This window comes from Bacillus sp. FSL K6-3200 (genome assembly GCF_038630485.1).
Lineage (GTDB): Bacteria > Bacillota > Bacilli > Bacillales > Bacillaceae > Bacillus > Bacillus safensis.
Map to the genome: position 1 here is coordinate 1,006,899 of NZ_CP152032.1, position 22,957 is coordinate 1,029,855.

21 protein-coding genes are annotated in these 22,957 nt (G+C 43.3%); 8 read left to right on the top strand and 13 right to left on the bottom strand.

Annotation, left to right across the window (positions count from 1 at the left end):
* Position 1: 1 nt before the first annotated feature.
* On the bottom strand, positions 2-313 hold the full coding sequence (locus tag MHI60_RS05230; protein ID WP_144486207.1) for a metalloregulator ArsR/SmtB family transcription factor: 312 nt from the start codon (positions 311-313) through the stop codon (positions 2-4).
* A 126-nt stretch (positions 314-439) separates the two neighbouring features.
* Here MHI60_RS05230 and MHI60_RS05235 point away from each other — a divergent pair, with 126 nt between their 5' ends.
* From MHI60_RS05235 to MHI60_RS05255, 5 genes are all read left to right on the top strand, one after another.
* The gene (locus MHI60_RS05235) at positions 440-814 is read left to right on the top strand and encodes a hypothetical protein (protein ID WP_144486112.1); all 375 of its coding nucleotides are present in this window, start codon (positions 440-442) and stop codon (positions 812-814) included.
* 139 nt (positions 815-953) lie between these two features.
* Positions 954-1,820, top strand: coding sequence for a TetR/AcrR family transcriptional regulator (locus MHI60_RS05240; RefSeq protein WP_223250936.1), 867 nt, complete (start codon positions 954-956; stop codon positions 1,818-1,820).
* Positions 1,821-1,836: 16 nt separating this feature from the next.
* Positions 1,837-3,270 carry an MDR family MFS transporter gene (locus tag MHI60_RS05245; protein ID WP_144486109.1) on the top strand — a complete coding sequence of 478 codons (1,434 nt, stop codon included), beginning with the start codon at positions 1,837-1,839 and terminating at the stop codon, positions 3,268-3,270.
* 174 nt (positions 3,271-3,444) lie between these two features.
* Complete coding sequence (locus MHI60_RS05250; protein WP_144486107.1) at positions 3,445-4,821, top strand: aspartate kinase; 1,377 nt, start codon at positions 3,445-3,447, stop codon at positions 4,819-4,821.
* Between the two features lie 164 nt (positions 4,822-4,985).
* Complete coding sequence (locus MHI60_RS05255) at positions 4,986-5,831, top strand: GAF domain-containing protein (protein WP_048238099.1); 846 nt, start codon at positions 4,986-4,988, stop codon at positions 5,829-5,831.
* Positions 5,832-5,869: 38 nt separating this feature from the next.
* Here the strand turns inward: MHI60_RS05255 and MHI60_RS05260 are convergent, their stop codons facing one another.
* The 10 genes from MHI60_RS05260 to MHI60_RS05305 form a co-directional block, all read right to left on the bottom strand.
* A complete protein-coding gene (locus MHI60_RS05260; RefSeq protein ID WP_111289680.1) occupies positions 5,870-7,297 on the bottom strand; it encodes a HAMP domain-containing sensor histidine kinase in 1,428 nt (475 codons plus the stop codon).
* The gene (locus MHI60_RS05265; protein ID WP_144486105.1) at positions 7,287-7,979 is read right to left on the bottom strand and encodes a response regulator transcription factor; all 693 of its coding nucleotides are present in this window, start codon (positions 7,977-7,979) and stop codon (positions 7,287-7,289) included. Before MHI60_RS05265 ends, MHI60_RS05260 begins: the two co-directional genes overlap by 11 nt.
* 366 nt (positions 7,980-8,345) lie before the next feature.
* Positions 8,346-9,680, bottom strand: coding sequence for an MmgE/PrpD family protein (locus MHI60_RS05270; RefSeq protein ID WP_144486104.1), 1,335 nt, complete (start codon positions 9,678-9,680; stop codon positions 8,346-8,348).
* Positions 9,671-10,819 (bottom strand): amidohydrolase, encoded by a 1,149-nt coding sequence (locus MHI60_RS05275; RefSeq protein ID WP_186437344.1) that lies wholly within the window; start codon positions 10,817-10,819, stop codon positions 9,671-9,673. The genes MHI60_RS05270 and MHI60_RS05275 overlap by 10 nt, the downstream gene beginning before the upstream one ends.
* 43 nt (positions 10,820-10,862) lie before the next feature.
* The gene (locus MHI60_RS05280) at positions 10,863-11,609 is read right to left on the bottom strand and encodes an amino acid ABC transporter ATP-binding protein (protein ID WP_111289674.1); all 747 of its coding nucleotides are present in this window, start codon (positions 11,607-11,609) and stop codon (positions 10,863-10,865) included.
* Between the two features lie 12 nt (positions 11,610-11,621).
* On the bottom strand, positions 11,622-12,296 hold the full coding sequence (locus MHI60_RS05285; protein WP_041089072.1) for an amino acid ABC transporter permease: 675 nt from the start codon (positions 12,294-12,296) through the stop codon (positions 11,622-11,624).
* Between the two features lie 23 nt (positions 12,297-12,319).
* Positions 12,320-13,114, bottom strand: coding sequence for an amino acid ABC transporter substrate-binding protein (locus MHI60_RS05290; protein ID WP_095407736.1), 795 nt, complete (start codon positions 13,112-13,114; stop codon positions 12,320-12,322).
* Between the two features lie 21 nt (positions 13,115-13,135).
* Positions 13,136-13,639, bottom strand: coding sequence for a GNAT family N-acetyltransferase (locus MHI60_RS05295; protein ID WP_024427303.1), 504 nt, complete (start codon positions 13,637-13,639; stop codon positions 13,136-13,138).
* A 17-nt stretch (positions 13,640-13,656) separates the two neighbouring features.
* Positions 13,657-14,982 carry an LLM class flavin-dependent oxidoreductase gene (locus tag MHI60_RS05300; RefSeq protein ID WP_144473053.1) on the bottom strand — a complete coding sequence of 442 codons (1,326 nt, stop codon included), beginning with the start codon at positions 14,980-14,982 and terminating at the stop codon, positions 13,657-13,659.
* A 198-nt stretch (positions 14,983-15,180) separates the two neighbouring features.
* Positions 15,181-16,968: a right-handed parallel beta-helix repeat-containing protein gene (locus MHI60_RS05305; protein ID WP_144473055.1), complete on the bottom strand. Its 1,788-nt coding sequence runs from the start codon at positions 16,966-16,968 to the stop codon at positions 15,181-15,183.
* A 263-nt stretch (positions 16,969-17,231) separates the two neighbouring features.
* Between MHI60_RS05305 and MHI60_RS05310 the strand changes: the two genes are divergently transcribed.
* Complete coding sequence (locus MHI60_RS05310; protein WP_144473057.1) at positions 17,232-18,725, top strand: peptide MFS transporter; 1,494 nt, start codon at positions 17,232-17,234, stop codon at positions 18,723-18,725.
* A 46-nt stretch (positions 18,726-18,771) separates the two neighbouring features.
* On the opposite strand, the gene MHI60_RS05315 is transcribed toward MHI60_RS05310, so the two are convergent.
* Together MHI60_RS05315 and MHI60_RS05320 are read right to left on the bottom strand one after the other, a co-directional pair.
* Entirely contained in the window at positions 18,772-20,163 is a 1,392-nt protein-coding gene (locus tag MHI60_RS05315; RefSeq protein WP_047202728.1) for an amino acid permease, read from the bottom strand.
* Positions 20,164-20,519: 356 nt separating this feature from the next.
* Entirely contained in the window at positions 20,520-21,134 is a 615-nt protein-coding gene (locus MHI60_RS05320) for a dienelactone hydrolase family protein (protein ID WP_144473059.1), read from the bottom strand.
* A 318-nt stretch (positions 21,135-21,452) separates the two neighbouring features.
* Between MHI60_RS05320 and tcyA the strand changes: the two genes are divergently transcribed.
* Positions 21,453-22,268 carry a cystine ABC transporter substrate-binding lipoprotein TcyA gene (gene tcyA / locus MHI60_RS05325; RefSeq protein ID WP_095407730.1) on the top strand — a complete coding sequence of 272 codons (816 nt, stop codon included), beginning with the start codon at positions 21,453-21,455 and terminating at the stop codon, positions 22,266-22,268.
* Positions 22,255-22,947 (top strand): amino acid ABC transporter permease, encoded by a 693-nt coding sequence (locus tag MHI60_RS05330; RefSeq protein ID WP_024427294.1) that lies wholly within the window; start codon positions 22,255-22,257, stop codon positions 22,945-22,947. The genes tcyA and MHI60_RS05330 overlap by 14 nt, the downstream gene beginning before the upstream one ends.
* Positions 22,948-22,957: the final 10 nt, after the last annotated feature.

Below are 22,957 nucleotides of genomic sequence, written 5' to 3' on the forward strand. Positions count from 1 at the left end.
CTTACCACCGTTCTTTACCTACTCTTAAAATAGATGACACAAGCCCAGGAAAAGCAGTCTCGATGTCTTCTTTTCTTAAAGAATAGTAACGGTGCTTCCCATCAATTCTCACTTTCACGACGCCTGCCTCCCTCAGTACTTTGAAGTGATGGGAAAGCGTAGATTTGGCAATATTCATCTCATACGTGCCGCATGTCCTCTCCCCCGCCTCTGCTAAGCAGCGAACAATTTCTAACCGGATTGGATCAGCCAATGCGTGCAGAACAGAAATCAGTCTCATATCTTCTTGGTTTGGATGGTTTGGATTCGTCATACGATAAATGTATCGTATTTTGTGCTCACATACAATCTCATTCACCTGGAACTGACTAGTCAAGTAACGATATGACTTCACAAACGTCCATTATTCATGAGACTGTCTGAAGGGAAGGAACCCATTTTGACACGTAATATATGGATTAATTTATTGATGATGATGCTCACGATCTCCTTATGCGCCTGCCAGTCCGTTCAATCTTTTCAGTCAAAACCACCTAGTGCGGAAGAGTTATTAGCTATCGATCAGACGGCAGATTTATTTCAATGGGAAGGAACGGTCTATGAAACAAATGTAGATTGGACGACATCCTTACACGTCACAAAACAGCAGCAAGTAGGTGTCATTCAGAAAACAGCCGCCAAAAATTTTAAACATGGTACAGCCTCTCGGTTACAAAAAGGAACCGCTATTTACTCTGTGAAAGAGAGAGAAGATATGTTGGTCGTCGAACTTCACGGCAAAACAAAAATATATCTCGCACATGCGGAAGGATAAAATACCTGTCATGCAGACGGGTATTTTTTTAAGTTCATTTTCTTGTCATGGGTCATTGGTTTTGTTATCATAGCAAAAGTGACCACTCGGTTTCCATTGTGACCATATGGTTTTGCCGATTCGGAAAGGACTTATGAAGATGAACGAAAAGCAAGAAGAGATTTTGCGGGTTTCGAAGAAATTATTTTCTCAAAAAGGCTATATGAGTGTCTCCATGCAGTCAATTGCCGATGCCTGTAAAATATCAAAAGCGTCTATTTATAAACTGTTTGATTCAAAGGAAGCTCTTCTATTAGAACTGATTAAATACAATCAGTGCAAAATGAGAGAGATTTCTCAGATCATTCATTCAGAAACGACGCTGTCCAAAAAGGAAAAATTCACAAAGAAGATCAAGCTTGAGCTTGAAGAGTTTAAAGAGAATCATAAATTTTTGAATATGCTGTCCTTTGAAGCTTTTTCACAGCATTCGCCTATTGTCATTAAACACTTGCGCGAGACACGCTCCATTATCATGCAGCGCCACAGAGACATTATTTTGAGCACCTATGGAGAATCTGTCGCTCCTTATGTTTGGGATCTTGTGATTGTTCTCAATGGATTAATGAGAGAATTCATCTTAATGCTGGCGATTGAGCACAAGAACATCAAATTAGAAAATGCTGCCGAGATGATCATCGGTGTGATGGATCGTGTATCGAAAAAGCCTTGCTCGATTGAGCCTGTGTTAACAGATCAACTGATGGACTCTTATTTGTTTTCCTCACAGGACGAATATGATGAAGAGAAGCTTGTCATCTCGTACTTAACGAAGATCAAACAAGAGCTGCACGCACTGCCAAACGGAGAAGAAAAGGACGATCTCCTCTCTGCGTATGAGCTGCTCAATCAAGAATTATCAAAGGATGAACCGAGAACCTTTTTAGTCAGCTCACTGCTCGATTATTTAGGCAAAAACAGCGTTTTATCACAAAACGTGTCACAGCTGAAAAGCATCATTTTATAGATAAAGAAGGGATAACATGAACCAATCAACTACATCGTATAATCGATCTGTGATTGTTGGGATTTTCCTCGTTGGGGCATTCGTCGCGATTTTAAACCAAACGCTTCTCATTCCAGCGATCCCGCATATCATGGAAGATTTCAATATTGATGTCAGCAAAGGACAATGGCTCACAACAGCCTTTATGCTGACAAACGGGATTCTCATCCCCATTACGGCTTTCCTCATTGAGAAATTTTCAAGCCGTTCTTTAGTTTTAACGGCACTTAGCATCTTTACAGCCGGTACAATTCTTGCTTCATTTGCAACGAATTTCCCGGTGTTACTTGCAGCGCGTATCGTACAGGCAGCCGGTGCAGGGATTTTAATGCCGCTGATGCAAACGATTTTTTTAACCATTTTCCCGAAAGAAAAACGCGGGCAGGCAATGGGCATGGTCGGACTTGTCATTTCGTTCGCACCAGCGCTTGGACCAACACTTGGCGGCTGGATTGTCGATTCCTTCAGCTGGAAGGCCCTGTTTTATATTGTTATGCCAATCGGTATCATTGATCTCATTCTTGCTTTCTTCTTAATGAAAAATGTGACGCAGCAAAGAGAGACACGTATTGATGTCTTATCTGTCATCTTGTCGTCCTTCGGTTTCGGCGGGCTGCTTTACGGATTTTCTAGTGTCGGCACGTATGGATGGACGAGTGCAACTGTTCTCATTTCGCTGATTGTCGGCGCCGTGAGCTTGTTCTTCTTTATCCTGCGCCAGTCGAACTTAACAAGACCGATGCTTGAGTTTGGCGTATTTAAATTTGCGATCTTTAGCTTAACAACTTTCCTCGGGATGCTTGTCTTTGCTTTATTGATTGGTACAGAGACGATTCTGCCGCTTTATACGCAGAATGTCAGAGGGCTGTCTGCACTTGATACAGGGCTGATCTTATTGCCGGGTGCTCTCTTCATGGGACTCCTGTCACCGATTATTGGACGGATTTTTGATAAAGTCGGCGGAAGAGGGCTGGCATTAGGCGGATTTACGATCCTCACCGTTACCACCCTGCCATTTATGCTGCTCACCCTTGATTCATCGATCGCTCTCATTACGGTCGCCTATACGCTTCGCTTAATCGGGGTTGGGATGATCATGATGCCGCTGACAACCGCAGGTATTAACGCATTACCGCCTCATTTGATCCCGCATGGGACAGCGATGAATAACACGATGAGACAAGTAGGCGGTTCCATTGGAACGGCTGTGCTTGTTTCCATCATGAGCAGCTCTGCTGCAAATGCAGAATTGGCCAATCCATTAAAATCGGCCGTTCATGGAATGAATACGTCATTTTTCATTTCTGGTCTGATTGCTGTCATTGGACTCGTCCTCTCCTTTTTCTTAAAGGCAAAACGTGATAACAAAGTGATGAAGCAGGAGATATCTTCCTCCTCGTCTTCTTCATAAGAAAAAGAGCTCGGCATATAGCCGGCTCTTTTTTCATATACTCACACAATATCGTCCTCTCTATAAACACATTTGTATTTCTAGTGAAGAAAAACCTTGATAATTTAAGGAAAAGAGTTGATAATAGGAACTATTCAATTTGTGAGAAAATTTTTACTATAGGAGATGTATGCATTGAAGGTCGTTAAATTTGGTGGCAGTTCACTTGCTTCTGGCAAGCAGCTGCAAAAGGTATTTGACATTGTAACAGCAGATCCAGCTCGAAAAGCAGTCGTTGTTTCCGCACCAGGAAAACGGCATTCAACGGATACGAAGGTCACCGATCTATTAATTAGCTGCGGTGAACAATATTTACGTTTAGGTGAAGCAGATGATTTAAAGGAAGCGGTTATCGAGCGGTATGCCTCAATAGCAGATGAACTCGGATTAGATCATGACATTATCGATACCATCAGGCAAGATCTAGAGACACTATTACAGGCTGATTCATCCCGCCCTGAGTGCTATCTTGATGCCATTAAAGCAAGCGGTGAAGACAATAACGCTAAGCTCATTGCCGCCTATTTCCGTCATCAGGGTGTTGAAGCTCATTATGTGAATCCAAAGGAAGCTGGTTTGTTTGTGAGCGATGAGCCTGGCCAAGCGCAAGTCCTGCCGGAATCATATGATCATTTGTACAAATTAAGAGAGCGCTCTGGCATTATTATATTCCCTGGCTTTTTTGGCTTTAGTCTAGCAGGAGACATCGTCACCTTTTCGCGAAGCGGCTCCGATATTACCGGCTCCATTTTGGCGAACGGCCTGAAGGCAGATGTATATGAAAACTTTACAGATGTGGATGCTGTCTACGCTGTCAATCCAACAATCGTTCATGAACCGAAAGAGATTACAGAGCTGACGTATCGGGAAATGCGCGAACTGTCTTATGCTGGTTTTTCTGTGTTCCATGATGAAGCACTCATTCCAGCCTTCCGTGCAGGCATTCCGGTTCAGATTAAAAACACGAATAATCCTTCGGCAAAAGGGACAAAAATCGTGAATCAGCGGGATCATACAAATGGACCTGTTGTTGGAATCGCCTCAGACAATGGGTTTTGCAGCATTTACATTAGCAAATATTTGATGAACAGAGAAGTCGGTTTTGGACGTAAGGTGCTGCAAACACTAGAGGAATATGGGCTTACGTATGAGCACGTCCCTTCTGGCATTGATGATATGAACATTATTTTACGGCAGGATCAGCTGGAGGAGCAGCATATTGAAGAGGAGCTGCTAGACCGCTTGAAGGTCGTGCTTGATGCAGATGAGGTCGTTTTAGAGCGAAATCTCTCGCTTATTATGGTTGTGGGAGAAGCGATGCGTCATAATGTTGGCACAACGGCAAGAGCGGCAAAGGCGCTCTCAAAAGCGAAGGTCAATATTGAAATGATCAATCAAGGCTCTTCAGAGGTCAGCATGATGTTCGGCGTCAAAGCGGCGCAAGAAAAAGAAGCTGTTCAAGCCTTGTATGAGGAATTTTTCTCTATGTCTACTGTCCCTGTCTCTCTTTAATCAGAAGGCTGCCAGATCTTTGGATCAGCAGTCTTTTTTCATCTCGACGATCAGAGTGTTTTTGCGCATTAAAGTGTATCTATTTCTTGTTTGATTTTGTATGATAGAGACAAATCAACTATCCGTTCCGGCCTATGTTCGGAGCTACAAGGAGTCCTAAAACAATGCCTCGTCAACAACTATTAAAACAGTTTCGCAATTTTCATGATGCTTCTACTAGTATTTTAAACATGATGAGTCAATTCATTGATGTGAATACACTGTTTATTGCTAAAAATGATCAAAACACCAATCAGATTGTAAAGGTGCTAAATCATGACGAGCAGCTTCTTGAAGAAGGAGAAGAACTCCCTTACGAAAAAACATTTTGCAAGCTGGCAGTCGATCATAAGGATACACTTGTGATCCCTGACATTTCGAGGGATGACCGATCTAAATATTTAGAGGTCACGAAACATCTTCAAAACGGCTCGTTTATTGGGGTTCCCATTGATTTTACAGATGGGACGAACTACGGGACGATTTGCGGACTAGATTTGAGGCCGAAGCAGTTCACAGAAGAGCATGTGTATATGTTTGAAACGATGGCTTCTTTATTAAGCTACGTTCTCGAACTAGACCGTGCTAACCGGCAAATTCAGCAATTGTCTGTACCGATCGTACCAGTAGTTGACGGTGTCGCCGTGCTTCCTCTGCTTGGTGATATCGAAGAGACACGTGCTCAGCATATTTTGGAAACCATTTTACAGGAAAGCTACAGGCTGTCGCTCTCTCATTTGGTCATTGATGTCTCGGGAACAAAAAGCCTGAATGAACAAAGCATTCAATATTTGGTCAGCTACGCACAAACGCTGAGACTTTTAGGAATTTCGGCAGTTTTAACGGGCATTAAGCAAGACCTTGCTTTAAGTGCGATTCAATCCAACATATCGTTTAAAGACATCACCATCCGGAAAGATTTACCACAGGCACTTGCTCATATTGGATTAACGTTTACCAAAAATGAATAAGTGGTGATTCACCAAAAAGGGCTAAAATGAACTTCATTTTAGCCCTTTTCTTCTGGAAACGGCAATCGAATGGTAAAGGTCGTTCCTTTGTTTTTTTCACTTTTCATATCAATATGCCCTTCATGCAGGTCCACAAGCTGCTTCACGATGGACAAGCCCAATCCGTATTCTCCATACGGTGTATTCGTTCTTGAGATATCCGCTTTATAAAAACGTTCCCATATGTGTTTGACTTCGTCTGGCGCAATGCCAATGCCTGTGTCTTCCACTTCAATGATCGTCTCTTGATTTTCTTGTTTTCCTCTTAAGTAAATACGGCCGCCTTCTGTGAATTGAATCGCGTTCTTTGTGATATTGACAAGTATTTGAATGAGCCTGTCATAATCTGCATAAACCTTTAGTTCAGGATCAACATCCACGATCAGCTGATTGTTTTTCTCTTCGGCGATTCGGCTCAGCTGCTCTTTCATCACTTCAAATGTGTCAATGAGTGGATAGTGAAATTTCTGAAGGGTAATTTGATTCGATCTAATTTTCTCATAATCCATATTTTCATTGACGAGGCGCAGCATACGTTTTGTCTCGTCAGTGATTAAGGCATAGCATTTCTCTTTCTCTTCTGCTGACACATCCGCAGTGTTCAGCCATTCCACCAGTCCTCGAATGGTGGTCAGCGGTGTTTTCAATTCGTGAGACACATCTGCGATGAATTGGCGTCTGCGCTTTTCAAGCCGGTCAATTTCCTCTCTTGATTGCTGAAGACGCTTGGCCATCATATTAAAATCCTCACCAAGTGTGCCAATTTCATCAAGGTGTTTGTTTTCAAGCTTGATGTTGTAATCACCTTGCGCAATCTTTTCAGTCGCCTCTCTCAGCTTTTTGATGCGGTTCACATGAAATTTAGACAGGAACAGGCTGAGAATAAAGGTGATCGTCAGCGCCACAAAAACGATGATATACAGATAACGATTCATTTGGGCGATGAGCTGTTCAGCGCCTTGAATCGGGGCAATAAGGACGACTCCACCCTTTAGCTTTCCATCCTCCATGACAGGGAGCGCCACAAGTGATGCCTCTTGATCAAGGCGGCGTGAATCACTTCGCTTCACAATGATTTGCTCTCCTTTTGAGAGTTTGGCCCATAAATCCTTTGTCAATAATACTTCATGCGGCGGCATCTCTTGCTGCTGAGACAGTATATCTCCTTTTTCATCAAACACGAAAAAACGAATTTGCCTCGTCGAAAGAATATCTTCAAATGGACGCAGACGAAAGGTCATCTCGCTTTTAGGGAGTCGTTTATAATCTTGCAAGATTTCATTCCCATAGGAGCTCATTTCATTCACTCTGTTTTGATAGGCAATATCTTTCACAAAATGAGATAAAAGGGTGCTGATAATGACAATGGCGATGAGCAATAACCCAAGGTGACTGATCAGCAGCTGATAAAAATATTTAATCTTCATCGAACTTATACCCTACGCCCCATACTGTATACAAAAAGGGCTTAGGCCCGTCCCCAATTTTTTGGCGCAGCCGTTTAATATGAACATCTACCGTTCGCTCATCTCCATAAAATTGGTATCCCCAAATTTGCTCAAGCAATTGTTCTCGTGAAAATACTTGCCGAGGATGCTGAATAAAAAAGCACAGCAGATCGTATTCTTTCGGTGTGAGGTTCTCTATTCGCTCTCCATCCAGGAAAACTTCCCTCGTTTTCTTATCCAACTGAAAATGTGCTGTCTCCAGCCGTTCGCCCTCATTCACCTTTTCTTGAGGAGTTGTATGAGCAAAGCGTCGTTTCACCGCTTTAATTCTTGCCATCAAGGTTAGTGGACTAAAGGGCTTGGTCACATAATCATCTGCCCCAAGATCAAAACCAAGCACCTGATCAGATTCGGTTTCCTTTGCTGTCAGCATGATAATCGGAATGTCACTGATCTGGCGTACCTTTTGACAAATGGTCAGACCATCCATCGAAGGAAGCATGACATCTAAAATGAGCAGATCCCAATCCTCCTCTTGCTTAAAGCGATTCAATCCTTCTAAACCATCATGGACAAATTCCGCTTGAAATCCCTCTCGTTGAAAAAACATATCCGTCATTGTACAAACGCTCTGATTATCTTCAATCATTAATATTTTCATGATCAGCCTCCGCTGCTACCATTGTTTTTCTTTATGTAGCTTTATTTTACATGTTCCCTTTCAAATCTCAATTGGATTCCACTGTTTTTATGAACTTATCATCGTTTGGTCATCTTTTATTCATACTTATTGAAAGAACTAATACTGCGGTGAATCACATGAGGTTTTTTTATGATGGCATTGCAGAAGATGGCAAGATATTAATTGAAGTTATTCAACATGACTTTACAAAATATCAAGATGAGGACAGTGTCATTTATGATCTTTAACTCATGAGGAAGTCTCATATATTTAGATAAATCACTTCCTGACAGTTATATGATAGATCTATTTAAAAAAGCTCATCACTATCGATGAGCTTTTTTATCATGCCAGCAACTTCAAATAAGCAGCGTCGTTTCCCTCTTCAACCGCCTGTAAAATCTGCTGTGCCTGTGATGCGCTTGTGATACTGCTTAACTTTTGTATGATGTCTTCTTTCGATAACGCACAGCCTGGTGCTCCCTGCGGAATATCAACCCGCTTGCTCATGGTGGTGCCGTCAGATAAGGTGAGCTTCACAATCGTAAAGCGTCCTTTTGGAACAGCATCGGGATGAGGTTCTACTGTTTGATCATAACCTCTGCTCACCCGCTTCATCCATGTCAGCATGTCTAATGGAATGTTTTTTTTCGTAAAGGCATCCAGCGTAAGCGTCTGTCCAAACACTGCAAGTGCGATGACGTATTCGACACTGAATCGTCCTTCTTCCCCGGTTAAAGGTGTCTGCTCAATAAGCGCTGCATCTCCGCCTGGCGGGAATATGACATCGACCTGTTTTACCTGCTCCGGCAAGAAAGCCCGCTCTTTCGTTAAGGATTGGATCGCATCTGCTGCATGGTGGGCAGCTGAGCAGAATGGATATACTTTGAACCACAGCCCCGGTGAAACAATACGCCATGTAGAACCATAGCCCTCTAGTAAACGACTTTTCGCAAGTTCCAGATCTCCATAGAGTGAAAAGAAACCAAGTGCGCCATCAAGAACCGAGTCATTCCCCCCAAAACCTGAACAAGCTAAATCCATAGACCAAACGGCTGTTTTAGCAGCTAAACCGGCTTGTAATGGTTTCATATCAGAGCCAAATTGCTTTCGCATTCCGGCTGATTGCGCTCCGGCAAAGCCGATTGCTTTCGTCAGTTCTTCCTCGGAGACTTGTTTCAAATAACCAATCGCGCATACTGCCGCAATGGCTCCGAGTGTTCCTGTATTATGCCAGCCCCGCTCATAATGCGCCTTACCGATGGATTCGCCAAGTCTTGCCATCACTTCGACACCTGTGATGTAGGCAGCTAAAAACCGCTCGCTATACCCTTTGCCTTCTGTCAGCTGTGATAGCAGCGCCGGAATGATAACCGCACTTGGATGTCCTCTCACATCTGAGTGCACATCATCATAATCAAGGGCATGGATGAGGTAGCCGTTCAGCATCGCTGCGGATTGGCGGCTCACCTTCTTTCCTTGTCCAATGACAGGAATCTGAGCGGCTCCGCCTTCCTGTTCAACAAGCTGCATCAGCTTCTGAATCCCTTCATCCTCTTTCGCAGCAAGCGCTGATGCCGCAGCGTCTAAAAGGCCATTTCCAGCCATTTGAATGGCCCGTTCATCTTGCAGCGGATTAGCAGAAAGCACTGCTTCTGCCAGTTGTTTTGTTAATTCCATGATTGAGACTCCATTGCCCGAACGGCAAGCTCAGCAAAGAAGGCAGCGGCAGCTGGAAGTGCGTCTTCATTTAATGTAAACGCAGGGTGATGCCACTCCTTCGTACCACTAGTCCCCATCCATACAAAAAATCCTGGAATGCGTTCTTGATAAAGGGCAAAATCTTCTCCGCCCGGTGACTGCTCTGCCTGCACGACATGTAAATCAAGCGAATCAGCCGTTTCTTCTACCACCTTTGTCAGACGCTCATCATTCATGACAGAAGGCAGATAAGGATGCCATCTCACTTCAGCCTCTGCTCCAAAACCTTCTGCAATCCCGCTGACGATTTGTTTCATAAGCTTCGGAATCATCGCCCTTACTTCAGGCTCAAACGTCCGAACGGTTCCTTCCATCTCGACACGGTCGGGAATCACATTCCATGACGTACCGCCTTGAATGCGTGTGATACTGACAACCGCATGATGCAAGGAGCTGATGCGGCGGCTGACGATTTGCTGAAGGGCACTTGTGATCTGCCCGCTGATGGCAATTGGGTCTACCGTGTGATTTGGAATACCAGCATGACCACCCGTTCCTTTAATATCGATTTCAAACCGGTCCACACTCGCCATCAATGCTTTTTCTCTAATGCCAATCGTGCCAACTGGCAGGTCAGGCTTGTTGTGCATACCGAAAATCGCATCGACTCCATCTAAAACGCCTGCCTCTATAACGTGCTTCGCTCCTTGAGCAACTTCCTCAGCCGGCTGGAACAAAATACGGACCGTTCCTTTGATCTCATGTTTCCGCTCTTTTAATAAAAGAGCCGCACCAAAAATAGAAGCTGTATGGAAATCATGACCGCATGCATGCATTTTCCCCGGTACCTTTGAAGAAAATGGTTCACCAGATGCCTCTTCAATCGGAAGTGCATCAATATCAGCTCTCAGAGCAATCGTCGGTCCCTCATGTTCTCCCTTGATTTCACACACAACACCTGTTTGAAGTGCTGGGATATCAAGCACAGTGATCCCTTCCTCTTCTAACCAGCGGCGCAGTTTCTTTGTCGTTTCATATTCTTCAAACGCCAGCTCTGGATGCTCATGAAGCGCTCGGCGAATGTTGATCAAACGTTTGTTTAAAGCTTCATTTCCTATTGATTTCACTAGATAATCACCCCTCTAAAGAATAAAAAGCAGCTTATGCTTCTTCAGCCGCTGCTTCTTTTTGGATAAATCGTTTCGTCCGTTCATTCTTTGTTTCATCAAATAACTCAGTTGGCGTCCCCTGCTCAATAATATGACCATCCGCCATGAAAATCACATGGTCTGCCACTTCTCTTGCAAACGCCATTTCATGTGTGACGATGATCATCGTTGTTTCTTGGATCGCAATAGATTTAATGACTTGAAGCACACCTGAAACAAGCTCTGGATCAAGCGCTGACGTTGGTTCATCCAGCAAAATCGCATGTGGATCAACCGCTAACGCGCGGGCAATCCCAATCCGCTGCTGCTGTCCGCCAGATAATGTGACTGGGTAGCTGTCAGCCTTTTGCTCTAACCCTACCTGCTTCAGCAGTTTCATACCGATTTCATTCGCCTGCTGCTTCGTCATTTTTTTCGTTACAAGCAATGATTCTGTAATGTTTTGCAGTGCTGTCTTGTTTTTAAACAAATTATAGTTTTGAAACACCATGGCCGTTTGTTGACGCAGGTGATAGGCTTCTTTACGTGAATATTTGGACGCATCGAGCTTCGCATCGCCAATTTCAATCGTGCCTTCATCAGGTATTTCTAATAAATTTAAACAGCGCAGCAAGGTGGATTTACCGGAGCCAGAAGGTCCGATAATGGCCACAACCTGCCCTTTTTGTACATCAAGATTAATTCCGTCTAAGACGACAAGGTCGCCGAATGATTTCTTCAAATTGGTGAGCTTGATCATGTCCACACCTCCTTAATTCCGGTAAGGTTTGCTGATTTTTCGTTCAAATAGGTCTTGCAGGAAGCTATAAATGATCGTCAGCACCCAATACACAATCCCTACGGCTAAATAGGTTTCAAAGTATTTATAGTTCGCCGATGCGATCATCTTCCCTTGTGCAAACATTTCTGCCACACCAATCGTAAAGGCAAGAGATGTTTCCTTTAAAAGACCGATAAAGGTATTCCCCGTCGCTGGGATTGCATTTCTGATGGCCTGCGGGAAAATAATTCTAACGTAAGACTGCCATCTTGTCATACCGACAGATAAGCACGCCTCCAGCTGCCCTTCATCCACTGAATTCAGAGCCGCTCTGAAAATTTCTGCTAAGTATGCTGAGTTTTTAATACTTAATCCGATAATGACCGCTGTTAAAGCATCCATTGAGGTCATCGCAGGGAATAGCTGCGGGAGACCAAAATAAATGAGAAAGAGCTGAACCAAGGTTGGAACCGCTCTGAAGAAAGAAATATACAGCTTGGCAAATTGGTATAAGACAGGTATCCGGTTTTTCGTAATGAGAGCGAATACCACACCAATGATAATGGCAAATACCATGGAGACAATCGCCATGAAGATCGTTATCGGCAAGTATTGAAGCAATGTCGGAAAAACCGTCACCATATACTGCCAATCAATTTTGTTCATGTCTGTCTTCACCGCCGCTGTCGTTATTTTTTAATAGGCACTGTCACATCGTCTTTGAAATATTTCTCAGACAATTTCTTAAGTGTCCCGTCTTCTCTTAATTCTTTGATGGCTTTGTTAAATTCTTCTCTTAGTTTGTCATGCTTTTTATCTTTCGCAAATGGGTAGCCTACTTCTTCATATACAATTGGGTTGCCTACGATTTTCAGCGGCAGACCTGTTTTTTCAATTTGAGCAAGTAATACACTGCGTCCGTTGACATATGCATCTACACGGCCATTTGCCACTTCATTTAATACGCCGTCTTGCGTTTCATATGTTTTAATCTTGATTTTCTTGTCTGGGTCTTTGCTCTCTAAGTTTTTAGCATGGTTAGAGCCAAGAACCGCCGCCACTGTTTTTCCTTTTAAATCGTCAAGACCTTTGATGTCGTTGTTGTCTTTTTTCACGATGATTTGTGTTCCTGCGTAAGCGTACGTATCTGTAAAGTTAAATGTTTGTTTACGCTCGTCTGTGACTGCAACTTGGTTTGACACTGTATCGAGCTTACCAGATGTCAGCTGTCCCATCAGTCCGCTGAATTCACTCAGCTGCCAGTCTAGTTTGTAGCCAAGCTTTTTCGCAATGGCTTCTGTTACTTCAACATCGAATCCTACAAGCTTGCCATTGTCTTTATAAGCAAACGGATAGCTTTGTCCTGTAGCGCCTACTTTTAACACTTTTTCGTCTTTGCCTTCACTCTGATTGTTGCCGCCGCAAGCTGCTAAAACTGCCAGCATTGCTGCAAATAGAACGACTAGCCACTTTTTGTTTTTCATGTTTGTAAACCCTTCTTCCTCTTATGGTTGTGTGATATCTGATCTTAATTGTTTTTTGAAATAAACCGTGATATGACCTTTGCCTAAATCTTTTTCTCCTGCTCTGACATAGCCTTTACGCTCATACATTTCTATGAGCCATGGATGTTTATCAGCTGTGCCGAGCGACACGTATGGCACTTTCAGTGTATCCCTTAGCACTTCGGTTTCAACCCATTCCAGCAAGGCAGAACCTGTGCCTTTTTTGGCGGCTGGTTCTGAGGCAAACCACCAAATGTGAGGGACGCCGAACGGTCCTGGCTGCTCTCCCCAAGGCATACGGAGTGATAAAGTGGATAGAAGCTCTCCGTTTTCTTCCATCACATAGCAAAGATTTTTTTGTACATTTTTCTGAACGAGAGCGAAATCAGCATGTGCTGCTTGGAATTGGATCCCGAGCTCACGAATTGGCTCGTAGGCTCTTGTTGTCAGTTCAAGCAGCGCCTCTATATCTGCCTCTGTTGCCAGACGAAACGTGTATCCCAACGTTAGTCACCTCATCCTTATGTCGTGTAGCGATTTTTTGGCTCTGTTAATCCGAGATTTTCTCGTAAGGTTTGTCCTGTGTAATCGGTTTTGAATAAGCCTCGTTCCTGAAGGATTGGGACGACGCGGTCTACGAACACATCCAGCCCTTCTGGCAAGAGCGGCGGCATGACATTAAAGCCGTCTGCTGCTTCTTCATGAAGCCATGTTTCCATCACATCTGCCAGCTGATGCGGCGTTCCAATGAAAATATTATGACCGCGTGAGCCGGCAATCGATTGATAAAGCTGGCGAATGGTCAGGTTATCTTTTCTCGCCATATTCATCACGAGATCAAAACGGCTTTTCACCGCATTTGAGGTGCTTGGATCAATCTCTGGAAGCGGCCCGTCTAAAGGATACTGAGACAGATCAATCCCGCCTAAGTAATTTTGCAGAATGCTCAGTCCAATCTCAGGAACAATCAGCTCCTGTAATTCTTCATATTTCGCTTGGGCTTCTTCCTCTGTATCAGCAATGATTGGGAAGATACCCGGCATGATACTGACGTCCTCTCTAGCACGGCCAGCAGCCTCTACTTTCCCCTTCAAGCTTTGATAAAATTCCTTCGCTTTATCGAGATCGTTTTGTGCAGTGAAAATGAGCTCTGCTGTTTTTGCTGCAAGCTTTTGGCCATCTTCAGAAGATCCTGCTTGAATGATTACTGGCTGCCCTTGCGGCGTGCGTGATACGTTGAGAGGACCTCTTACTGAGAAGAACTCACCTTTGTGCTGGAGCTCATGAAGCTTACTAGATTCGAAGAATTCTCCCGTTTCCTTGTTTCTGACAAGGGCGTCTTCCTCCCAAGAATCCCAGAGACCTTTGACGACCTCGACGAACTCTTCTGCCCGCTCATATCGTTTATGGTGTGCTAAATGCTCTTCTCCGCTAAAATTTTTCGCTGTTTCTTCAATAGAAGATGTGACCACATTCCATGCCGCTCTTCCGCCTGATAAATGATCAAGGGAGGCAAACTGCCTTGCAATATGGAAAGGCTCACTGTATGTAGTGGATGCTGTTGCTGCTAAACCAATGGTGGAAGTAGACTCAGCAATGGATGAAAGCAGGGTCAGCGGTTCAAATCTCGTTAATACGTTCGGATGAGAGGTTTGATTAATGGATAAACTGTCAGCTAAAAAGAGTAAATCCAGCTTTCCTTCCTCTGCCTTTTTCGCTAATTGTTTAAAATAATCTAGATTCATGGCTGCGTCTGGTACTGCATTCGGATGTCTCCAAGAGGCAACGTGATGTCCAGTTCCTGCGATGAATACGCCTAGCTTGAGCTTCCTTTTCGGCTGTGACACTTGTTCTTCATCCTTTCTATATCCTAAATGTATCAAACCGAAGTCCTTAGAAGATACATTTTTCTGATTGAATTAATCGGTTTTATTAATAAAAAAAGGGCAAATGTTGCGAAAAATGAAAAATAATTATTACTATATGCCCTTTTTACAGGATTGTCAACCGCCTTCTGAACCTCCAAAATAAGGGATTTCAAACGTTCATGACGGTGTATCAATCTCAATATTTCCGATGAGCCTGTCTGTGGTATGTGTCACCAATTGACTACGCTCCAGCATGTTGTGGGCGATGACAGAATGAGTGGAATTTGCGGTGCGTACGGCAATTGCTTTTTGAGGAGATATATTGATGATGTTATTGCGCAGCACACGGGCTGAGGCGGCCTGGTCAATAAAGATCGCCGTCGGCTGTCCGATCGATCGATTTAAATAGAAGCGGTTATCTCCAATTTGTGGCGAACCATTTTTAATATACATCACCACATATAAGGATGTTTCTTCAAAGGAATTATCTTTAATCTCTAATGCCCCCGTCGTACTGCTGTATACAGCATAGTTTTGATAGTCCTTAAAGCGATTCTGCCAAATGAAAGCCTTTGCATTCCCAGTAATACTAATGGTATACGAGGATACAAGCTCTGGATGTCCTTCTTGAATAAAGTGATTGCCGTTAATCCCGACTTCCCCTTCCTGCACCCAGATTCCTCTGCTGAATTCTTTAAATTGATTGTGCTGGATCAGGATATTCGTGCCTCTCACCACGGCCGCATCGATCACTGAGTAGACCGTATTGTTTGAAAAGACGACACTATCCGATTGATAGATATGCAGCGAGGCGCTTCTTTTTCCGGTATTCGTTCCTGATTCAATATGGTTTCCTTCTATTAGAATGCGATTCGCCATATAAACGGACACAGCCGCATCTTCAAAAAGACTGATCTTATTGCCTGTAATGTGAACACTGTCTCCCCTCACATCAATCCCTTTTTCAAACCCCTCAATCATATTGCCAATAATAATCACATTGTTTTCCGTTTGACCAAGTGAGACGCCTAAGCTCGTAATCCCTGCTTTTGTCACACCTCCTCCTACTGCACGAATCAAATTGTTGGCAATGATCGTTTCGGTGGAAAAGCCATAGGAGATACTGCTATCTGTATGATTACCTTCAATGATCACACCATAGCCGTTAAAGTTATAGATGGAGCTTGCAGCACCTCCTCTGACGATGTTGTTGCGAATCTGAATATTCAGAGGCTCCTCCATATTCACGGCATTTTCTCCATAGCCTTCAATATCAATGCCCATTCTTGGCTCGACCCCATTTACTCCTGCTCTTTCCAAGAGACAGTCCTCTACAATGACCCCATCACAGCCTGTAATCGAAATATTGTTGCGTCTCGAATCTGTGACGGTGCAGCCAGAAATATCAATAGATGAAGCAGGCGAATACGGTTCACCCTCTGTCAACAAACCGTGGGGACTGACAATGATGCCGTCTCCCGTACAATTTTTTATTTGGACATAATTGACCTCTACATGGGAGGCACCTTCGATACATATCCCAAAGCCCCATTCATGGGTTCTTCGTTCAGCGGGGAGCGGCTTGTATATATGCTCATGACGATCCCCTTCAATACGCCCGCCTCGGATGGTCACATGCTGAACCTTTCCTATATAAAAGGCTGCATATCCCCATGAATCATTTGGTTTTACCTTTATCACAGCGTCTGACGCCATCTCAATGCATATATGACTTGGCACCCGTATACCTGCACCTCGGAAAGGAAAAAATGAATCACCTCTGTACACCGCATCTATTAAATACGTGCCGCTCGGCAGCCAGACATGGGAATACCCTTGTGCTTTTGTCCATTCTAAACATTCATTAAGCTTAGCTGTGCAATCCGTTTTCCCGTCAGCAATTACGCCAAAATCTAGTACATTGACAACAGGTTTTTTTAGATCAGCTTCATTCAATTCCCCCAACTTAAATCACTCCTTTTCACACATGTCCTCTCGTCATCCTATGCATGTGGTAAAGGTTTGCTTGTACATTGTTTAAAATTTTAAATAAATTCTTTTGGAATAACTTTCCGATAATTTTCACTTTGAAGAATTTTTCGATTTTTTGAGTCTTTACGCCTATTGAACTAACATTTTCCTGTTTTAGAATAGTTTTATATTGACACAAGAACTATACAAGAATATCATTTTTCTCATATCTCTTTTTTTAAGAAAGGATCTATGCCATGTCTACAATTGACCACGATAAAATTGTTAAAAGTGTTCCTCAAAAAGGGTTTTTTGGACATCCTAAAGGACTTTACACACTGTTTTTCACTGAATTTTGGGAGCGTTTCTCCTATTACGGCATGCGTGCACTGCTTATTTATTATATGTACACAGAGGTGACAAAAGGCGGTCTAGGCTTTGACCAGACGACAGCCAATTCGATCATGTCTGTTTACGGTGCACTTGTTTATATGTCAGGCGTTATTGGCGGATGGCTCGCCGACCGGGTATTTGGATCATCCAGTACGGTCTTTTATGGCGGAGTTTTCATTATGCTTGGCCACGTGATTTTGGCTTTGCCAAGCGGAGCAACAGCGCTCTTTATTAGTATGGGACTGATTATTATCGGGACAGGTCTTCTCAAGCCAAATGTTTCAAACATTGTTGGCGACCTGTATACAAAAACAGACCCACGCAGGGACTCTGGCTTTAGTATTTTCTACATGGGAATCAACATGGGTGGCTTTATCTCCCCATTAATTGTCGGAACACTCGGTCAAAAAGTGAATTTCCACCTCGGGTTCTCACTCGCTGCCGTTGGAATGCTTGTTGGACTCATTACATTTGTCATCACAAAAAAACCGAACCTTGGTCTTGCCGGTACTTATGTGACAAATCCGTTATCAGCTTCCGAACGTAAGAACTTCAAAATTTACGGATCATTGGTTGTGATTTTGCTCGCGGTTTTTGCTGTCATTGGCATTCAAACAGGCGCACTCACAATTAATCTATTCACTTGGTTTGTCAGTGCCCTTGGTGTACTCATTCCGATTGTTTATTTCATTATCATGTATTTCAGTAAAAAGACGAGCGCAGTGGAGCAATCCAGGGTCCTCGCTTATATTCCATTGTTCCTTGCTGCTGTGATGTTTTGGGCGATTCAAGAACAGGGCTCAAACATTTTAGCGACATATGCAGATCAACGAACAAACTTGAATTTCCTTGGGATGACATTAGCCTCTTCGTGGTTCCAATCATTGAACCCAATCTTTATTGTGCTGCTGTCTCCAGTGTTTGCTTGGTTATGGGTCAGACTCGGGAAGAAACAGCCGTCTACCCCGATTAAGTTCTCACTCGGTCTTTTGTTTGCAGGGTTATCCTTCATCATCATGATCATTCCTGCATACATGTCAGGCCCGAACACACTTGTGAGCCCATTATGGCTCGTTCTGAGCTTCTTCCTCGTCGTGATCGGAGAGCTCTGCTTATCACCAGTTGGATTGTCAGCGACAACAAAGCTGGCACCTGCTGCCTTCTCAGCGCAAACGATGAGCCTTTGGTTCCTTTCAAATGCGATGGCACAGGCGATCAATGCGCAAGTAGTCAAACTGTTTGATAAAGTGCCAGAAACCGTCTATTTCGGTATCATCGGATTCCTTGCCATCGTTTTATGCGGTGTGATGCTATTACTTACACCAGTGATTAAGAAAGCGATGAAAGGCGTTCATTAAATCAAAAAAAGAAGCCTCCCGATTAGGTTGGCTTCTTTTTTATGGTTTAAAACCGAATCTCGTCATCTCCATGGATTTGCAGCTTCAGCGGCTCGCTTTGTGCCTGATGCTTTTTCACATAGCGGTGATAGACAACATACCCAATGATCATGAGCGGTACGCCGACATATAGCCCGATGCGCTGCTCTTGATCAAAGGCAAGGCTGACTAACACGATGGTGTTCAGTGTGATCGCAATGATCGGCAGCACTGGATAGAGAGGGGTTTTAAATTTTAAGTTTTCCAGCTTTCCGCCTGCTTTCAAATATTTTCTACGGAAAAGAAGCTGTGATAATGTAATCGTGATCCAGCCTGTCTGTGCACTCATGCCGGCAATGGACACGATCCAAGCAAATACCGTTTTCTCTGCAAAGAACCCGGATAACAGCGAAATCCCTGTAAACAGGAAGGTGAGCAGTAAGGCATTCATCGGAATACCGCGCTGATTGACGCGTCTAAATGCTTTTCCTGCCATTCCTTCTTTCGATAAGGAATACAGCATTCTCGTCGATGCATACAAGCCAGAGTTCGCAACAGATAATAAAGCAATGATAATGACAAAGTTCATGATGTCTGCCGCAAAAGGAATGCCCGTTCTCTCAAACACAGTAACAAATGGGCTTTGCAGCACACTGGCTTCCTTCCAAGGCACCATACCCGCTAAAACGAAAATAGATAAGACGAAAAAGACAAGTGTACGCCATACGGTTTGATGGATCGAACGGGGAACGGTTTTCTCAGGGTTTTCACTTTCTCCTGCCGCAATCCCGATCAGCTCGGTTCCTTGAAACGAAAAATTCACCGTGATCATCGTGACCACAACGGCAAGCAGTCCATTTGGAAACAGCCCGTCATTCACAAAATGGCTGAAGTAAGGGGCGGGTTCACCGCTCGTTGTATCAATAAACCCAAACATCGCCGCTCCGCCTACGCCAATAAAGAGTAAAATCGCAATAATCTTAATGGTGGAAAAGAAAAACTCCGACTCCCCGAACGCTTTCGCCGACCGGGCATTTAATAAGAAAAGACAGAGTCCGAATATGAGACACCAAATCCACACATCCACTTGCGGGAGCCAGCGCCTCATCAGCTGCCCTGCTGATAAGAACTCAAGAGCGACCGTTGCCGCCCAGCCGAGCCAATAAATCCAGCCGACAGCAAAACCAGCTGCCGGGCTGACAAATTTCGTCGCATACGTATGAAACGACCCCGACACAGGAAGTGCAACAGACAGCTCCCCAAGACACAGCATGGTTAAATACATGATCAATCCGCCCACAATATATGAAAGAACGGCTCCGACCGGCCCTGCTTGTCCAATCGTATAGCCCGTTCCTAAGAAAAAGCCTGTCCCAATGACACCGCCAAGTGAAATCATAAATAAATGGCGGGAGGTCATCGCCCTTTTCAATTGTTCAGGCTGATTTTGTCCAACATCCACAATGATGCCCTCCTTCTTCTAAGATGCTCTGTTATCAAAACATGTCTCCATGTGATTCATTCCATTTTCAAAACAACCTATTAATTATACATCTTTTATAATAAATATGCTTCCTTCTATGGTCACTGTCTCAAAGTCTTTATTTTAGTAATGTTCGCACAACTATGTGGTGGATCTGGTCATTTAATAGGATGCCATATATCTAAAATATTGCACAAAAAAACCAGCATGAAACTTTATCGTTGCACACTGGTTTCGTTTCATTCTTTTCGAGTCTCATTTTAGACAGTTCTTATGATCACTTTAGTCACAAGTCATTCTGCTTTTAACAAACACACTTTGATAAATTCATCTATTTCCTGAAAGCAGCGCTTTTTAGATTCAGCGTGAAAGGCCGCAGAATATGGATTGGCGAATCCATGCTCTCCCTCTACTATTGTCACGCAAAGCTTTTCCTTTTTCTCCAAAACACTCGCAATCTCCTTGGGATGAAAGGATGCTTCGATCTCCGGGAAAAATAACAGCGTTTTGCAGGCAGGCGCAAGATCGACGTCATCTCTGATTCTCGAACCATAAAATCCAATGATTCCGGTAAACAGCTGATCATTTTGGCTGCATCGCCAGGCAATTGTTGCCCCCACACTAAAACCTAGCAGAAATATATCTATCGCGGCATTCTTCGTTTTTAGCTCTTTTGCCAGATTCAGCACACTCTTTACTGGCTCATCAAAACCAACTTTATTCATAAAGTAGCCGTAAGCCTCATTTTCACTGACATAAGGGAAGTACTTAGCCTGTCCCAATAAATGAGGACAATAAACCTCAAAACCAGCTTTGTCGAAATAATGGATCATACTCTTCATATGATCATTTATTCCGTATATTTCGTGTATTAAGATCATGACAGGTTTTTGTTTCGATGTATGCAAATGTTCACACTTCCCTTTTGTTACTTAGAAGTCAATTGAATCGATTGGAAAATTTCGTTGTGATGATCATAGCATATTTTACCATTAAATCGTCTATCTAACGTTCACACCAATCAAACCATCTTAATCAACATTTGAACTTGCGTTTTGTTTTATTCACCTTTTAACTTGGGTATAGTTCTATCGTTTGTCCGTTCGACCGTTTGAGGGCATAAAGTTGGTGAGATTCGCTCAAGCTAGTTTCAAATGCTTTACTTTTAGGTTGCTTCTCTGTAAGATCATATGTTGTAAATACCAACAAGAAAAGTGGGGAATAAAATGAGAAAAATGTTCTTTGCCATTATTTTAGGCGTTTGTGTTGCATTGATCACTGCATGTGGATCTGGTGCAAGCGACAACGCGAATAAACAATCTGGGTCTAAGGAATCAGGCGACCTTTGGAAATCCATTCAGGATAAAGGTGTATTAACCATCGGAACAGAGGGAACTTATGCTCCTTTCACCTTCCATGACAAAAAGACAGATAAATTAACTGGCTATGATGTAGAAGTCATCACAGAAGTAGCAAAACGCCTTGACTTAAAACCTGAATTCAAAGAAACACAATGGGACAGTATGTTTGCTGGACTGAATGCAAAACGTTTTGACGTGGTAGCGAACCAAGTTGGGAAAACTGGACGTGAAAACCAATATGATTTCTCTGATAAATACACGACATCTCAAGCTATTGTTGTGACAAAATCAGATAACAACGACATCAAGAAACTATCTGATGTCAAAGGCAAAAAAGCAGCACAATCGTTAACAAGTAACTACAATAAACTAGCAACAGATGCTGGCGCTAAGATTGAAGGCGTTGAAGGTCTTGCACAATCTATTCAATTGATTCAGCAGGGACGTGCTGATCTAACGTTCAATGACAAATTGGCTGTATTGAATTACTTGAAAACAAGCGGTAACAAAAACCTAAAAGTTGCATTTGAAACAGGAGATCCTCAAGAAACGTATTTCGCATTCAGAAAAGGCAGCGGCGAAGTCGTTGACAAAGTGAATGGCGCATTAAAAGAAATGAAGAAAGACGGTACACTCGCTAAGATTTCTAAGAAATGGTTTGGTGAAGATGTTACAAAATAATATCCTAGGAGTCGTCATTCCTTGGGATCTTCTTCAGCAATCTTTTTGGCCAATGGTGATGCAGGGGATTTATTATACAATTCCCCTCGCCATCATTGCCTTTATTATTGGTATTTTTATCGCGCTTGTGACAGCTCTTGCTAGAATGTCTAAAATGAAAGCCCTCAGATGGATCTTCTCCATCTATGTGTCGGCCGTTCGCGGAACGCCGCTTTTTGTGCAATTGTTTATTATTTTCTATTTCTTTCCGACATTTAATATCACACTGGATCCATATCCAAGTGCCATTATTGCTTTTTCATTAAACGTAGGTGCGTATGCGTCGGAAATTATCCGTGCATCCGTCCTTTCTGTTCCAAAAGGACAATGGGAAGCTGGTTATTCAATCGGAATGACGCATCGCAAAACGCTCGTCCGCGTCATTTTACCGCAGGCTGTGCGTGTATCAATTCCGCCATTGTCTAATTCATTCATTAGTTTGGTGAAGGATACATCCCTTGCCTCCCAAATTCTTGTGGCAGAGATGTTCCGTAAATCACAGGAAATTGCTGCGGCGAACTTGGATCAAATATTGTTCATTTATATGGAAGCAGCCCTGATCTATTGGGTATTCTGCTTCATTCTATCGCTCGTTCAGCATCAAATTGAAAAACGACTTGATCGATATGTCGCAAGGTAAGGAGGGAACG